General features: G+C 39.1%; 14 protein-coding genes, 2 tRNA genes and 1 pseudogene. 4 read left to right on the forward strand and 13 right to left on the reverse strand.

All coding sequences use genetic code 11. The features are described 5' to 3' along the window. Window positions 1-312: 312 nt before the first annotated feature. Together EO766_RS16645 and EO766_RS16650 are read right to left on the reverse strand one after the other, a co-directional pair. Window positions 313-1,032 carry a 3-keto-disaccharide hydrolase gene (locus EO766_RS16645; protein ID WP_074419644.1) on the reverse strand — a complete coding sequence of 240 codons (720 nt, stop codon included), beginning with the start codon at window positions 1,030-1,032 and terminating at the stop codon, window positions 313-315. Window positions 1,033-1,042: 10 nt separating this feature from the next. After that, window positions 1,043-2,410 carry a Gfo/Idh/MocA family protein gene (locus EO766_RS16650; protein WP_081298709.1) on the reverse strand — a complete coding sequence of 456 codons (1,368 nt, stop codon included), beginning with the start codon at window positions 2,408-2,410 and terminating at the stop codon, window positions 1,043-1,045. 143 nt (window positions 2,411-2,553) lie between these two features. Between EO766_RS16650 and EO766_RS16655 the strand changes: the two genes are divergently transcribed. Then, window positions 2,554-3,159, forward strand: a complete 606-nt coding sequence (locus tag EO766_RS16655; RefSeq protein ID WP_074419643.1) for a superoxide dismutase — start codon at window positions 2,554-2,556, stop codon at window positions 3,157-3,159. Window positions 3,160-3,789: 630 nt separating this feature from the next. Here the strand turns inward: EO766_RS16655 and EO766_RS16660 are convergent. The 4 genes from EO766_RS16660 to EO766_RS16675 all read right to left on the reverse strand — a co-directional run bounded on the left by EO766_RS16660 (window position 3,790) and on the right by EO766_RS16675 (window position 6,401). Then, window positions 3,790-3,863: transfer RNA gene (locus EO766_RS16660), tRNA-Asn, on the reverse strand. A 96-nt stretch (window positions 3,864-3,959) separates the two neighbouring features. Further along, complete coding sequence (locus EO766_RS16665; RefSeq protein ID WP_081298708.1) at window positions 3,960-4,295, reverse strand: Rieske (2Fe-2S) protein; 336 nt, start codon at window positions 4,293-4,295, stop codon at window positions 3,960-3,962. Between the two features lie 3 nt (window positions 4,296-4,298). Beyond that, window positions 4,299-5,486, reverse strand: a complete 1,188-nt coding sequence (gene hflX / locus EO766_RS16670; protein ID WP_074421247.1) for a GTPase HflX — start codon at window positions 5,484-5,486, stop codon at window positions 4,299-4,301. A 108-nt stretch (window positions 5,487-5,594) separates the two neighbouring features. After that, complete coding sequence (locus EO766_RS16675) at window positions 5,595-6,401, reverse strand: outer membrane beta-barrel protein (RefSeq protein ID WP_143439143.1); 807 nt, start codon at window positions 6,399-6,401, stop codon at window positions 5,595-5,597. Between the two features lie 266 nt (window positions 6,402-6,667). Between EO766_RS16675 and EO766_RS16680 the strand changes: the two genes are divergently transcribed. Beyond that, window positions 6,668-6,741, forward strand: a tRNA-Ile gene (locus EO766_RS16680). Between the two features lie 183 nt (window positions 6,742-6,924). Here the strand turns inward: EO766_RS16680 and EO766_RS16685 are convergent. Then, on the reverse strand, window positions 6,925-7,272 hold the full coding sequence (locus EO766_RS16685; RefSeq protein WP_353744846.1) for a transposase: 348 nt from the start codon (window positions 7,270-7,272) through the stop codon (window positions 6,925-6,927). Further along, window positions 7,273-7,527 (reverse strand): helix-turn-helix domain-containing protein, encoded by a 255-nt coding sequence (locus EO766_RS16690; protein WP_074421172.1) that lies wholly within the window; start codon window positions 7,525-7,527, stop codon window positions 7,273-7,275. 384 nt (window positions 7,528-7,911) lie between these two features. Between EO766_RS16690 and EO766_RS16695 the strand changes: the two genes are divergently transcribed. Continuing rightward, window positions 7,912-10,155: a multicopper oxidase domain-containing protein gene (locus tag EO766_RS16695; RefSeq protein WP_074419473.1), complete on the forward strand. Its 2,244-nt coding sequence runs from the start codon at window positions 7,912-7,914 to the stop codon at window positions 10,153-10,155. Window positions 10,156-10,297: 142 nt separating this feature from the next. On the opposite strand, the gene EO766_RS16700 is transcribed toward EO766_RS16695, so the two are convergent. The 4 genes from EO766_RS16700 to gmk form a co-directional block, all read right to left on the reverse strand. Next, complete coding sequence (locus tag EO766_RS16700; protein ID WP_074419472.1) at window positions 10,298-11,251, reverse strand: methylenetetrahydrofolate reductase; 954 nt, start codon at window positions 11,249-11,251, stop codon at window positions 10,298-10,300. Between the two features lie 185 nt (window positions 11,252-11,436). Beyond that, window positions 11,437-12,888 (reverse strand): amidohydrolase, encoded by a 1,452-nt coding sequence (locus tag EO766_RS16705; protein ID WP_074419471.1) that lies wholly within the window; start codon window positions 12,886-12,888, stop codon window positions 11,437-11,439. A 55-nt stretch (window positions 12,889-12,943) separates the two neighbouring features. Beyond that, entirely contained in the window at window positions 12,944-13,762 is an 819-nt protein-coding gene (locus EO766_RS16710; protein WP_074419470.1) for an SDR family oxidoreductase, read from the reverse strand. A 108-nt stretch (window positions 13,763-13,870) separates the two neighbouring features. Further along, a complete protein-coding gene (gene gmk, locus EO766_RS16715) occupies window positions 13,871-14,446 on the reverse strand; it encodes a guanylate kinase (RefSeq protein ID WP_074419469.1) in 576 nt (191 codons plus the stop codon). Window positions 14,447-14,589: 143 nt separating this feature from the next. On the opposite strand from gmk, the pseudogene EO766_RS16720 reads away from it, so the two are divergent. Then, window positions 14,590-15,282: pseudogene (locus EO766_RS16720) on the forward strand (IS91 family transposase); the annotation flags it as partial. A 243-nt stretch (window positions 15,283-15,525) separates the two neighbouring features. On the opposite strand, the gene EO766_RS18485 reads toward EO766_RS16720, so the two are convergent. Continuing rightward, entirely contained in the window at window positions 15,526-15,873 is a 348-nt protein-coding gene (locus tag EO766_RS18485; RefSeq protein ID WP_081298678.1) for an RloB domain-containing protein, read from the reverse strand. Between the last annotated feature and the right edge of the window lie 304 nt (window positions 15,874-16,177).

Consider the following 16,177-nt stretch of genomic DNA (forward strand, 5'->3'; position numbering starts at 1 on the left):
CTTTCCTATCCAAACTTTTTTATCAATTTATTTGAAAAAAATTTGAAAAGAGAAACTGTTTCAATTAAAAACGGTAAGCCGTAATTTGGCGTAATGCAGTACAGTATTGAGTTTTAGGCAAACAAAAGCAATTAAAAAAAATGTTAAGTTCAGAAAAAAAATTTCTGCACTTTCAAAAAAGAAAAAAAGGTAAGCAAAAAGCGTATTACACAAATTGCTTACCGTTATATATTTTCAATCAACGAAATAAAAACTACTTTTTTAAATAAGGCCATCTATTCGGCAGGTAACCATTTGTTTGCTTTAGTGAAATTATAATGGCCTGATTTTTATGTTTTTAAACCAAGCCTCACTGCCATGGTCTTGTAAAGCAATAGAACCCGTTTTAGCCATTCCATAACCAGCGGCATCCTTCCATTTTCCTTCTTTCTTCAATTGTTCCCATTCGGGTGTCCAGGCTTCAAATGAAAGTACTTTTACACCATTCAGCCAATGCTCCACATGGCCTTTGTTAAAAATAATCACGGTGTGGTTCCATTGGCCCACGGGTTTTGTAGGGCGAATATGGGTAGTATGCATGGCATAGTCGGCACCAGTTTTTTGCCACTCTTCCAGCTTCTCCGGAAATCCTTCATCATCTATAATCTGGTATTCGGGACCGGAAAGATAGGCAGCATCGTAGGCTTCAGTTACGTGATACATAATGCCGCTGTTGCCGGCAGGAGAAATTTTCCAATCAACAGACAATTCAAAATTATCGTATTGCTTATCAGTAATTAAATCGGCTCGTTTATCCGATTTATCTGTATTGCTGCCTTTACAGTGCAAAATACCATTTTGAACCTCCCAGCTATTGGAAGGCTTATTTTGATAGGTACGCCAACCACCTAAATTATTGCCATTGAACAGAAGTTGCCACCCCTGTTTTTTTTCTTTGGCAGTTAAGGTATTATCCTTTGTTTGGTGGGGGATGAAACTTAGCAGACTGATGGTCAGTAACAGTAGCATATGAAAGCTTAATTTTTGTTGCATAAAATTATTTTTATGACACAACCGTTAATTGTTCCGGATTCCAGCGCATGGTGGTTTGCTTAAAATAGCTATCGTTGCATAGCAATGCAGGTGCCGCAGCCCTGTAACCAAATAATGCATCTTCCCGGGAAGTGGTGCCATTTCTAATGTCCTGAAAGAAATTATAGAAATGATCGAAATGGGCGCCTTTATACCCTTCTTCAGCTTTATAAACAATGGAATCGGGCGGCAGCATTTTCTTGCGGTCGTATCCGGCAATATTACTTCCATTTAATTTTGTTTTTAATAATGGATCATCAGCAGCGGCATAACTTTTATTGGTGGTAAGGGTTACTTTATCCCATTCTACAATCATAGAACCTTCATTACCTACCATACGCAAATAAGTATTATCGGCAGTACCGTCTACAAAATTTACCCGAAGCGACAGGTTAAAGGCCGGATGCACTGCTGTTTCAGGATAATCGAACATGCCCAATAAAATATCTGGTACTTCACGGCCATCTTTCCAAAATCGTAACCCGCCGGTAGCCATTACTTTGGTAGGGCCTATGGAATTGGTAATAAAATGAAGGCTGGAAAACAAATGCACAAACAAATCGCCCGAAACACCGGTACCATAATCGCGGTAACAACGCCAACGGAAAAAACGTTTGGGATCGAAAGGCCTATCGGGATAATTGTGTAAAAAAGTTTTCCAATCAACTGTTTTGGTGGATGCATCGGCAGGAATATCATACTGCCAGGCACCAAAAGGAGAATTGCGTGCCCAAAAACCCTCGGCATAATTTAATTGCCCAATTGCCCCTGCCGCCAATAATTCCTTTGCTTTTTCATTACCCAGCGAACTCATACCCTGGCTACCCACCTGAAACACCACTTTATTGACATTTTGAGCAGCAACCACAGCATTACCTTCTGTTACATCGTGCACCATTGGTTTTTCGCAGTACACGTGTTTACCTTTATTCATGGCATCAACGGATATGGCTTTATGCCAATGATCGGGTGTGGCTACAATTACAGCATCCACATCTTTACGATTAATAATTTCACGATAATCACGTGTTATAAAAATATCATTACCATAATGTTTTTTGGCATCGGCTAAGCGCCCGTCATATAAATCGCAGGCTGCAATCAGTTTAATACCCGGAACGGTAATAGCAGTATTGGCATCGGCTGTACCCATACCTCCTGCTCCAATGAGCGCAATTTGAATATTATCGTTTGCACTGTATTTCCGAACCGGCAGCAAGGCGGTACGGTTAGTAGCAGCCCAACTTCCTACAGTAGGTAATAAAGCTGCAGCGGCAGCACCTTTTGAGAGTTTCTCAATAAAAGACCTCCTGGATGCAATCATTTTGTTTTTTTTCATATGGCGTTCATTATCGAAATAAGAAAATAAAGAAGGCTACAATTTAAAAAGATTAACCCTTAACACAAAATTTAAATAATAACGGGGAATATTGGTTAATTTTGAAATCCAATCAAATTGTTCACCTATTAAATAGTTTAATTATGTTATTTACACTACCTGCATTACCTTATGCATATGATGCTTTAGAGCCATTTATTGATACTGCAACTATGCAATTTCATTATGGCAAACACCATCAGACCTATCTGGATAATTTAAATAAAGCCATTGCAGGCACGCCACACGAAGGAAAATCTTTAGAGGAATTGGTAGCCGCTGCAGGCACCATTTCACCTGCTGTGCGCAACAATGGCGGCGGACACTGGAATCATAGTTTTTTCTGGGAAATTTTAGCACCCAAAGCCGGCGGAACACCTACAGGCGATTTGACCAAAGCCATTGATGCTGCATTTGGCTCATTTGATGCATTTAAAGAAAAATTTGCCAATGCAGGAATGACACGTTTTGGCAGCGGTTGGGCCTGGCTGATTGTGAAAGATGGGAAATTGGAAATTTCATCAACGCCTAATCAAGATAATCCATTAATGGATGTGGCAGAAGTTAAAGGACAACCTATTCTGGGCGTAGATGTATGGGAACATGCTTATTATTTAAAATACCAAAACCGCAGAGCCGAATATTTATCAGCATTCTGGAATGTGGTGAACTGGCAAAAAGTAGCTGAACACTATGCAAAAGCAAAGTAATACAAACATTTTATTTCAACTGAGCCGGAATTCAATCCGGCTTTTTTTATGTTTCAACGGAATTGGCTTGTCGTTATATTCCTACAAAAAATCAACAGATACTTCTATTGGAGCGGTAAGCTACATAGTTTAGCTTTACATCAGATTCAATATCCATTTAAACCATGCAATATCCTATAACCATGCTTATCAATTATTGTATTAAAAGGATGTTTCTGTTATAAAAACGGGAACATCCTTTTTGTATTGTAATACAAATAGCAGTTTTCTGAAAGGGCTTTAAGTATTGGTTTTAAATTAAAAAAGGGAAGCCTGTATCAATTCATTTTTATTTTCAGGCAGGGTGAATAGTATAGAACGGCTGATATTTTTATCTGGCCGTTCCTTTTTTTGGAGCATACGCTTAATACTGTACATTTATTTACCCGAAAAAAATACCATTCACTTGAATTCTTCCAACATGAAGGCAACCAACCATTTATTGGTAGGCAAGCTATACCGACTTACCATTTCCACAATCCGTACAATATTTTCATGCATGCATATCAAAAAATATTCCTGATTGCAGGTAAAGTTTAGAAGGTGGTAAAATAAAACAGGAGGTCGAAATTGACCTCCTATTTATTGTTGCTCCCGAAACTGGACTTGAACCAGTGACCCTCTGATTAACAGTCAGATGCTCTAACCAACTGAGCTATTCGGGAATACCTTCCGCATTCGCGGAGCGCAAAAATAGGGAAAAATGTATTTCAGCAAAATATCCTTTTAAAAATTACAAAAAAGTATTCGTTTATTGTCGGTTACATTCCTATCCACAACTCAATCCCATCTGTTTTTACAGGATAGGTTTTTAAATAATATTCTTCACTACTTATATTCCGGCCGGTTTCCATATTAAACTTATAATGATGTAATGGACAAGTAATGCAACCAGTTGCATCTATATAACCATTGGCGAGTATGCCGCCTGCATGCGGACATTTTTGGGCAAATGCAAAATGCTTTCCGTTCCATTGTGCCAGTGTAATATTTTTACCCGACACCTCCACCGGCTTCAATGCATTTTCGCCGGGTTCAAAAAATTGGAGTATTGGACCTGCTAATATCCATTGAGGTTCTTTTTGGTGCTCCCACATCTGCTAAAAATGAATGGTTTTATAGGGATATCTTACCCGATACATTCGCCTTACTTTATCTAATATCTCCGTTCTCAACAGATCTACATTCCGTTTTTCCAATGCAGCAATAAATACACAGTTGCCTTCGGTAAGGTGCGCCCATTTATCATACAGTTCGCGTAAAATATCTTCTTTTACTTCTGGTGCCAGCCATTCATCAAAATATTTAGATTCATACAAATCCATTTTATTAAAAATAGTGAGGATGGGTTTATCGAACGCTTTTAACTCCTGCAAGGTTTTTTGAACGGTACCCATTTGTTCTTCAAAACCAGGGTGCGATATATCGACCACATGTAATAAAATATCGGCTTCCCGTACTTCATCTAATGTACTTTTAAAACTTTCCACTAAATGGTGGGGCAGCTTTCTAATAAATCCAACCGTATCGCTTAATAAAAAGGGCGTGTTTTCAAATACTACTTTACGAGTGGTAGTATCTAATGTAGCAAATAATTTATTTTCTGCAAATACCTCACTTTTACTTAACAGGTTCATGATGGTGCTTTTGCCCACATTGGTATAGCCCACCAGAGAAACCCGAATCAGTTCACCTCTTTCTTTGCGTTGGGTAAAGGCCTGTTTATCTATTTCCTGCAATCTTTTACGCAGTAAAGCAATTTTATCTTTTACTATACGACGGTCGGTTTCTATTTCTGTTTCACCGGGGCCGCGTGTACCAATACCACCGCCCTGACGTTCTAAGTGCTTCCACATACCTTTTAAGCGGGGTAATAAATATTGGTATTGTGCCAGCTCTACCTGAACTTTGGCCTGGGCTGTTCTGGCCCTTCGGGCAAAAATATCCAGAATTAAATCGCTTCGGTCAATGGTTCGAATGCCGAGCACATCTTCCATATTTGAAATTTGTGAACCGCTTAACTCATCATCCACTATGGCTAAATTCACGCCTTTGGCCTGTACATAGGCTTTTATTTCTTCTAATTTCCCTTTCCCTAAAAAAGTGCGACTATCGGGATGCGGTAAGCGCTGCACAAAACGTTTTAAAGTAATGGCACCGGCTGTTTCGGCCAAAAAGGCCAATTCATCTAAATATTCTTCTATTTGCTCGGGGGTATTTTCTTTGGTTACCAACCCAATTAACACCACTTTTTCTTCTGTGGCTATTTTCTGGTTCTTATCTATCAACGATACTTTGTTTTGGACAAAGGTATTGCAAATACCCTGCTTTACAAGAAAAGCCCCATCGAGGCACTGAACAGGGATGGGGCTGATGATTGAAATATATAGCTTGTTTTACAATCCGCTAATTGTAAGTCCAATAGATAGTGTGTTCATGACAGGACCTGCATTTTGTTTTAACACACCCAGTACGGAATAGTCTATATTGAGTGAGATGTTCCCATATCCCGCTCGGGCCGTTGCTGCGAGAAAGGTACCGTTAAAGAATTTTTTATTGCTTTCTTTCTGCACATATTGGGTACCATACAAACTATTGTTGTTAATATCTAACAGATTTTTTCCTTTAAAGTATGCTTTTAATAAAGTGCCCACTTTTACACCGGCAGCAAATTTCCAGGAATGTTGCGGATCGCCGGGGTTGGAATAATAACGCAACTCAATAGGTGCCTGTAAATAAATGGTCGTTACTTTCGATTTTTTAAACCGGGTAGTACTATCGAATGGCAGGGTTGGTCCGGGTGCCCACACTTTTACGTACCGGTGGTCAAAGAAAATATTGCTGGTACCCACGCCTAAGCCATACGCCACACTGAAACGCGGATCGGTTTTAAATGGCTTGTTAAGCATTACATAAAAATTAAAGTGGCGACTAAACCCTTTGGTACCAATGGTATCGGGATTGGGGCGGCCGGTCCATGTATCGCTGCCAAACTGAATTAAAAAATGGTCTGATGGAACTTTGGTGAGGTCTACTTTACTCCAGTCTTTTTTTACTTTAGGCATCACCGGCTTCTTTTCTTTGGGTGCTTTGTGGTGTACAGTAGAATCTGTTTTGCCTTTTTTATGAAACAGGGTTGAAAGTTGTGCATGGGCCATGGCCATGGTGCATACACTAAGCAGTAGTAGGATCGATTTTTTCATTATGTATAAATGCAGGTGATTTAACCTTTTTTTAGTATGGAACAAAAATAACAGAATTGCGGCCACCAAAAGGGTTAAAAATTAGCAAAAGCTGATAAATAGTGAAAAATTGTTGGAGGAAAAGAAATAGAGTATGCTATATGCATGAAGAAAAGTAGCAGTTGAAATACCTAACTGTTTTTAAAATAACAGGACTGACTATTTTGAATGGTATTTGGAAAATAGCGGGATTTGGTTATTTTTGCGCCTCTTGAGCCCAAAGCTCAGGGCCTATAGCTCAGCTGGTTAGAGCACCTGACTCATAATCAGGGGGTCCCTGGTTCAAGCCCAGGTGGGCCCACTTAAAGTGGATTAGCTCATAAACGAAAATGTTTATGGGCTTTTTTATGTGCTTGAGTGCCAACCTATTTTAGGACGGGTCACCTACTACATTTGTTTTTACATCCTGATTGACATACTCCTGCGGTTTCAATTCCGAATTGTATGGTGGAAGAAAAAATACTTCAATCTTGTTTCTATTTGCCTAGAGACATTCATTTAGTTTTTTTGTTTTGTGCGCTGGGTGCCCCTCTGTTACAAAATATAGTTTCTGCCTGCTATACTTTATCATTTGCCGCAAAAATGTTTCAAACACTCCGCTGTTAAACCTGCCGTCTATAATCATAAATTGTAAATGACCCTGGTTGCTTATTGCTGAAATCATATTCAATGAAAAGCCTTGTCCTGTCTTTTTAATAACGGGTGTTTCTCCAGCAGAGGCGTAACGCCTGCCTGCCTGATGATCGCTACGCATGCCTGTTTCATCCCCAAAGTAAATAACGGCATTCTGTTGGGCAGTTCTTTTTTTAATGGCAGGATATTCTTTTCCCAGCTACTCTTTTACTTTTTCCGGTTTTTGCTCAAATGCCTTATTGATGGGCTTTTGAGGAGTATACCCCCAGTCTTTTAAATATCGCCCAACCTGCCAACGCGATAACTCAATCCTATATCTGTCTAACAATAATTGTTGCACAGCCTCCCTTGTCCACAGCCCAAAGGGTAGTTTTAATTGGTCAGGAAGCTTTTCCTTTATCAACTGGCCTACCTCTGCTGCTTGTTTACCAGTAATCTTTTTACCTCCTTGCACGCCTCGCTTTTTATTGCTCAACGAACGCTTGCCGTATTGCCTGTATTTTGACCAAATTCGATTTACTGAACATTCACTAAGTTCCCAATTTCTATTGTAAATAACCAACCACCCTTAAACGTATGGCTTCTTGTGCCTTAACTGTACCCCGTTTTATAACTGTTGACTTTATCATCTCATAATGTTACAAAAATAAAATTAAAATAAGACTTAAATTGTACTCTTATTAATAATGGCATTACTAATAAATATATCGCTAATATGCTTACCATAAATCTTTCGGCTGTAATAGCATTTACTGATAAATTTTACATTTTGTTTTGTTTTGTTTAACTTTACTACAAAGCACAAAACGATATTCCAATAAAATATAAAAATAAGCTTATGAAAAAACTACTTATAATTCTTTGTTTATTTACTTCTTGCATGCTGCATGCGCAAGTAAATAAACCCAAAACAGTTGAATATACACTTAACATTGCTGATACTACAGTTAATTATACTGGCAAGAGGGTGAAAGCAATTGCTGTAAATGGCTCTATTCCAGCACCTACACTGTATTTCACTGAAGGTGATACCGCAGTAATACATGTGCATAATGAAATGAATGTATCTACTTCAGTACATTGGCATGGAATATTGTTACCTAACCTCATGGATGGTGTTCCTTATTTAACCACACCACCTATTGAACCGGGAAAAACTTTCACCTTCCGTTTTCCGCTTATACAATCTGGAACTTATTGGTATCACTCGCATACAATGCTGCAGGAACAAAGCGGTTTATATGGATCGATAGTTATTCAACCTATAAAAAAAAGATATCAGGTAGATGGGGAATTGGTTCTGGTACTATCTGACTGGACAAATGAAAAGCCGGCCTCTGTTTTAACAACCTTGAAAAGAAGAGATGCTGCTAATGAATATTATGCATTAGAAAAAGGCTATCCCCAGAGCCTTGATAAATTATTAAAACACCATGCGTGGGGCGAAAGGCTAAAAGCAGCTTATAACAGAATGCCTCCGATGGATATTTCTGATGTTTATTATAACAGATTTTTCATTAATGGAACTACTGAATTAGACTTCTCAAAATATAAACCCGGACAAAAAATAAGATTAAGGGTTATTAATGGGTCAGCATCCTCCTATTTTTATTTGCAGTATGCAGGCGGTAAAATGGAATTAATTGCGGCAGATGGGGTAGATGTTCAACCCGTTTTCATTGACCGCTTGTTGATGGGGGTTGCCGAAACCTATGATTTCATTATTACAGTTCCTACAAATGGTGCTTACGAATTTCGTTCAACAGCTATTGATGTTACTGGCCATGCTTCTGTATTTATAGGGCAAGGTAATAAAATAATGGCTCCTGATATTCCAAAACCTAATGTATGGAAAATGAGTGAAACCATTCATAATTTAACTGTAAATATGCCAGGCAGAATGAATATGGGCAATATGAATATGCGCTTGAAAAAAGGAGGACATATGGGTAATATGCCAATGGACAAACAGACGATGGGAAGCAGTAAAAATGAAATGGTTCAACAGAGTAACCCTATGCAAAAAACTTCCGTGGAAAAAAAGGTGAATCAAAACATGGATATGCCAGTAATGAGTGCAGTTAAGTCAGACACAACTGGTAAATTCATAATGTTTAATTATGATATGCTCAAATCTTTTACACCAACAAACTTACCACAGGGAAATCCAACCAGGGAAATTACACTGAACCTAACCGGAAATATGTACAGGTATGTATGGTCAATAAATAACAAAACAATTTCACAACAAGACTCAATTGCGGTAAAGAAAGGAGAAAATGTAAGGCTGATACTTGTTAATAAAACCATGATGAACCATCCTATGCACCTTCATGGTCACTATTTCCGGGTTCTTAACAAAAATGGCGATTACTCTCCATTAAAACACACCGTAGATGTGCCCCCAATGACAACGGTGGTAATAGAATTTGCCGCAAATCAAGATAAAGACTGGTTTTTTCATTGCCACATCTTGTATCATTTGGCAAGTGGAATGGCACGTTACATACATTATGAAGGTAGTGAAAGAGATACTGCCCTGGCTAACTATCCGCTGAAAAAAATATTAAATGAAGATAAACAATGGTTTTTTTATGGCAGTTTAGCAGCAAAAAGCATGATGACAGAATTTACTGCCAATTATATTAATATGTCAAATGCAATTAGAACAGAAGCCAATACCAACTATAATGGCCAATACGAAATAAATCTAAGTTATGAAAGATATATTACAAATTGGTTTAGACCATATATAGGCGTTGCCACTGTAAGACAAAAATATTTTAATGTTTTTAGTGGGAAAGAAATTTTTCAACAAGAATTTGATTTGCCCGTAGTAGGCATAAGATATACCCTCCCTTTCTTTATCGAATCTGACCTTCGAATAAATTCTGCAGGCAGGGTTCGACTTCAATTAGAAAGTGATGAATGGCTGCTGCCACATGTTTTTTTTAATTGGCGTATCAATACAGATAAGGAATATCACCTTGATCTACAGTATCTTCTAAGTAAGTATATTTCACTATCGGGCGGGTATGATTCAAGGTATCAATGGGGAGGAGGATTATTAGTCAGATTTTAAAAAATAAACTTTCAGAAATTGAGCAATTATTATAGCATAATTACTATTTTGTTTCGTAAACGAAATGAAGTGATTGGATTACCATAGTTTATTGTTTTGAATTGCAAGAAGATATCTGCATTTATATTTTGCATTTGGATACCTAAAACACCTCTTTCACCACATTGCGTATTACTTTAGGTTTACCCAAAGTATAGTAATGCAATACCGGCACACCGGCAGCTTTCAGTTCTTTTGATTGTTGAATTAACCAGGTAGTACCAATTGCTTCTACCTCAGCATCTGTTTTACAATTTAAAATAGTATTTGATAAATCAGTGGGAATATCTACATGAAAAATTCTGGGCAATACGGTTAATTGTTTTTTAGAAGTAATGGGTTTTAATCCCGGAATAATGGGCACCTGAATACCCATTGCCCTGCAGGCTTTTACAAAAGCAAAAAACTTTTTGTTATCGAAGAACATTTGGGTCATAATATAATCGGCGCCGGCTTCAACTTTTTCTTTTAAAAACTGCAAATCGGTATCTAAGTTGGGTGCTTCAAAATGTTTTTCAGGATAGCCTGCGGTGCCAATGCAAAAATTAGTTTTACCACCATCGCGAATATCTTCATCAATGTATATACCGTGGTTTAAGTTCACCACCTGCTTTTGTAAATCAATGGCATGTGCATGTCCATCTGGCTCCGGCTCAAAACTGGTTTCATTTTTAGCTGCATCGCCCCGTAATACCAACACATTATCAATACCCAGAAAATTCAAATCAATTAAAGCATCTTCACTTTCGCGTTTGGTAAAGCCGCCACAAATTAAATGGGGCACTGTATCTATTTTATAATGGTTCATAATGGCAGCGCAAATGCCCACAGTACCGGGTCTTTTGCGTACTTCTACTTTTTCAAAAGAGCCATCGGCTTTTTTCTTAAACATACTTTCGCTACGGTGGTAGGTAACATTGATCCAGGAAGGCTTAAACTCCATGAGCGGATCTAAATGATCATATAACGAGGTAATGGTTTTTCCTTTCAAGGGTGGTAATACTTCAAAAGACAGTAAGGTACTTTTGGCCTGTTGAATGTGTTCAATTACTTTCATTTGTTTAGGTGTATGGTAGCGTTGCTTTTAAAAATCACGAATCTTATAGCGCATTGGCAGGATAAGCTTTTTGATTTGCCGGCTTATCATGAACCGCTAAAATATTTGCAAACATAGCATCAAAGCAATAAAAAACCGCTTACTTTAGCAGAAAGCGGTTGATTTAATATCCAAATATTACACAATTAATCGCGGTAATGTAAAGCAGGCTTTCTATCGCCCAACAATGCTTTGTACTGGTAATTGCCTTTGGCTTGCACAAATTCTTTTTTAGCTGCATCAATCAAAGCCGGACTTTGGTATAAATCAATGGCAGTTAATGCCAATGTTTTAGCGGCTACCATCATGCCTTTGGTGCCAATTTCAGTTCCTCCACAGGCAGTGGCCTGCCAGCTATGCGCAGGAGTGCCTGGAATCCAGGTAGCAGCCCTTAAGCCAACGGTGGGCACTGTATAGCTTACATCGCCTACATCGGTTGAGCCGCCGCCGGCATCTTCCTGTTCTTTTAATGGTTTAATGGTAGCAGCCGACTCAATGGGTGGTACGTTAAAATTAAAAGTGGCCTGTAATTTTTTACCGAATGCTACTTCATCTGGCGTATAGGTAACGCCGCCCACTTGTTCTAAATCAGACTGCATTACATTGGCCAGTGTTTTATTCAACAGCAAATCATGCGTTCCACCAATAATTTCATAATCCATGGTTGTGCCGGTGCCCAATGCTGCACCCTGCCCGGCTTTTACCAACCTGTCAAAAATAGATTTTACCTGCTCTTTATTGGGGTGGCGTACATAATAATACACCTCAGCAAAATCGGGTACCACATTGGGCGCCTTGCCGCCATTGGTAATAATGTAGTGAATACGGGTTTCCTGAGGCACGTGTTCCCGCATCATATTGGCCATATAATCCATAGCTTCAACGGCATCTAAAGCAGAGCGGCCTTTTTCGGGCGATGCTGCAGCGTGTGCAGCAATACCATGAAATCTGAATTTGGCAGAGATGTTGGCTAATGCACTGGTCATGGTTACACCATTTTCTGCGCCGGGATGCCAGTGCAATACTACATCTACCCCATTGAATAATCCTGCACGCACCATATACACTTTGCCACTGCCGCCTTCTTCGGCCGGACAACCATATACTTTTATAGTTCCTTTTAATTGGTTGGAGGCTATTAATTTTTGTATTTCTATTCCGGCAGCTACTGAAGCCGTGCCAAATAAATGATGTCCGCAGCCATGCCCCGCTGCCTGTCCGGCAACCGGCTCTTTTTCAGCAACAGCCTGTTGAGATAAACCGGGTAAGGCATCAAATTCAGCCAATATACCAATCACAGGCTGACCGCTACCATAGGTAGCCACAAAAGCAGTGGGAATATCGGCCACTCCGCTTTCAACAGAAAAGCCTGCATTTTTAAGTTGTTCTTGCAGCAGTGCTGAACTCTTTACTTCTTTATAGCCCACTTCTGCAAAGTTCCAAATTTGTAAAGCTACATTTTTGTAGGTGTTATACTGGCTTTGCAAATCGGCCATGGCAGTTTGTTTGAGTGCATTGGGTTTTTGCGGTGTTTGAGCAAATGGAGCAGACAGCCATAGTAGGCTGTCAGCAAGCAACAGAATAATAAATTTTCTCATAAGTAGTTGGTTTTGGTTGTATAAAAAATGGAAATGTACTAATAAAAATATCGATTTATACAAATAAATCGTTGAAAAGTGTGGCACCTGGTACCACAGCATATTTATCTAAATCAGTGATGCCTTCTGCTGCCAGTACTGCTTCATCAATAAACGTATTGCCTGTACAGTCTTTTGATTTTTTTTGCAGGATGATAGTAGCAGCATCGGACAGGATTTGTGGCGTTCGGCTTTGGTTAGCCAACGCAACGCCGCCCAATAAATTACGTACTGCAGCCGTATCGATGGTGGTTCTTGGCCACAAAGCATTGGATGCAATACCCAGCTCTTTAAACTCATGTGCCCAGGCAATGGCCATCATGCTCATATTGTATTTGGTAAGGGTGTACGCAATATGTGGTGCCAGCCATTTGGGCTGCATATTCAGAGGTGGTGATAAGGTTAAAATATGTGGATTGGGTGCTTTTTTTAAATAAGGAACACAGGCTTGTGTAACCAGAAAAGTACCCCGTACATTAATGCTGTGCATTAAATCGAAGCGCTTGGTTTCGGTGGAGAGAGTATCAGATAATTGAATGGCAGAAGCATTATTGATTAAAATATCAATTCCGCCAAAAGCTTCTACTGCTATTTCTACCGCTTGTTGTATTTGTTCTTCAAATCGAATATCGGTTTTTATGGGCAAAGCCTTGGTGCCTATTGCCTCTATTTCTTTAGCTGCAGAAAAAATAGTGCCGCCTAATTTGGGGTTTTCTTCTGTGCTTTTAGCAGCAATCACAATATTAGCCCCTTGTTTTGCCAGTTCTAACGCTATTGCCTTGCCGATGCCCCTGCTGGCACCGGTAATGAATACGGTCTTATTTTGAAATAGCATATCCTGTTCATTTAATGAAACAAGGTAGGATAATTGCAGGAAGAATAAAGAAGGAAGGCCAATAATTTTATTACCAATACATCAGGAAAAAATAGCAATACCCGCTCATTACCAGCCCAGAAATTGGCGGATGGCAGTTTCTGCTTCCCGGCAGGCCTGCTCTAATTCTTTGTTTACAATTCCTATATTAAAGTGATGCTTAAAAGAAATTTCATACCTGGCTTTATTCATACGGGTAGCAATACTATCCGGGGTTTCTGTGCCCCTGCTTTCTAATCTTTTTTTTAAATCATCCAAACTGGGCGCTTCAATAAAAATGGACAAGGTATTGTTGGGATATTGTTGTTGTACATGAATGGCGCCTTTCACATCAATATCCAAAACCGGCACTTTTCCTTCCTGCCAAATTCTTTCTATTTCTGCGTGCAGGGTGCCATAATATTTTCCTTCATATACCATTTCCCATTCAACAAATTCATTTGCTTTAATTTTTTCCTGAAAATTGTTGATAGAAATAAAATAATAATCTTTTCCGTTCTGCTCATTGCTTCGAGGGGAACGGGTAGTAGCGGAAATAGAAAATGCTAATTTGGGATATTTTGCTAAAAGATATCGGGTAATAGAAGTTTTACCTGCACCCGATGGTGCCGTGATGATGATAATTTTTTTTTCCGTTGATTCCATTTGCAAATAAAAGAAGAAAAAATGGAGTGGCGTAATTCAGATTCGATGAATTATTTTTCAAATAGCAATTTACAGATATACAACACTCTGTTGTTGTGTTGTGTGTCCGCAAACGGCGAACGTAAATCAGGACAAGACAAGGCGGCATGATTGCCATTCTGCATACCTGGGGACAAACGCTTAGCCTGCATCCCCACCTGCATTGTATTGTACCGGGTGCAGGCGTAGATGCAAAGGGTCATTTTAAAACCATTACTGCCAATGGAAAATATTTGTTTCCGGCAAAAGCTTTGAGCAATGTGTACCGTGCAAAGTATGTTGCACTGCTCAGGCAAAAGGGTATCACAGATAAAACACTCATCAATCATTTATTTGCCAAAAATTGGGTAGTGTATGCCAAGCGCCCTTTTGGCGCACCAAAGCAGGTAATAGAATACTTAGGCAGGTACACCCATAAAATTGCTATCAGCAATCACCGTTTGCAACAGGTAGATCAAACCAATACCACCTTCCACTACAAAGATTATAAAAGCCATGGCAGTATAAAACAAATGACGCTGAGCAACCCGGAATTTATCCGGCGTTTTGCTATGCACATTTTACCCCTGCGCTTTGTACGCATCAGGCATTACGGCATACGCAGCACTACCTGGAAGCGGGCAAAGTTTGTTGCCTTAAAAAAACAGTTAAAGTTGCCAACACCAAAAAATGACAGTACAACAAAACTACATTGCTGCCCTTGTTGCAAAACAGGCATATTAATCACCATCATCACCTTTGGCAAACGGGGGCCACCACCGCAGCATAAGGCCGGTGCAAAAAGGAATGCCTGCTAAATGCGGGTAAGGGAATTGCTGTGCCTGCAAGAACATAACCGCTACTACAATAACGGCACACAGCAGTAAACAAAGAATTGAAAAAAATAATACCCCCCGATTTTCAATTACAGCAACACAGTAGCAAAACGATAACTCCATAATCAATAAACACCCGGATAATTTACCGGTTTCGTTCAACAGGCGGCTTCATTGTTGGCGCTACGCACCCAACGAAGCCTTAGTTGTTAGCTGTAGGCTTTATTAAACATTAATAATCGACTTCATTTCGTCGGTCTCGTATAGCAGCTGCATTTGAGTCATTGCCGTTTTGGGATTATCCAAGTCAAATGCTTTTAACTTTTTTGCATTTGCAATGGCTGTTTTCAGTTTAGGTTTTAGTTTTAAATAAATATCGTTGTCTTGCTTTGTAAAATATTTACTTGTTTTTTCAAAATCAGGTAAATACTTTTTTAACTGTTTGATTGCACCTTCACAATTATCAAAATACTTGCCTGTCGATTCAAAATGAAGTAATATCCAAAATTCTAAGCATGGGTTATTGATAATTACAACGACATTTTTACAAACAAATGACAGATTATTCGTCAGCTGGGGTGGGTGGGTAGTGCGTTGGCATTTTTAGCTCTTGGCAAGGTTGGCATTGTGTCTGAGTTTTGTGTGCCTTGCCATGTGCTAAAAATTGCGTGGGGTCGGGTAGCAAAGTCATGGATAGTGTCACTGTACCCAAATAGGGTGACATACAACAATTATATTTCTGCTTTTCTCCTTTTGCCCTTCCACCAACAATTGTTATTTTTATGCAATGGCATTGGCATTCATCAGGCCTTTTATAAAACGTATAGTAATTGGTATTAACCTGCTGGTCATTTTTATTTACTTACTGGGCTGTTTA

Origin of the sequence: Hydrotalea sp. AMD (assembly GCF_004100315.1) — a bacterium.
Lineage (GTDB): Bacteria > Bacteroidota > Bacteroidia > Chitinophagales > Chitinophagaceae > Hydrotalea > Hydrotalea flava.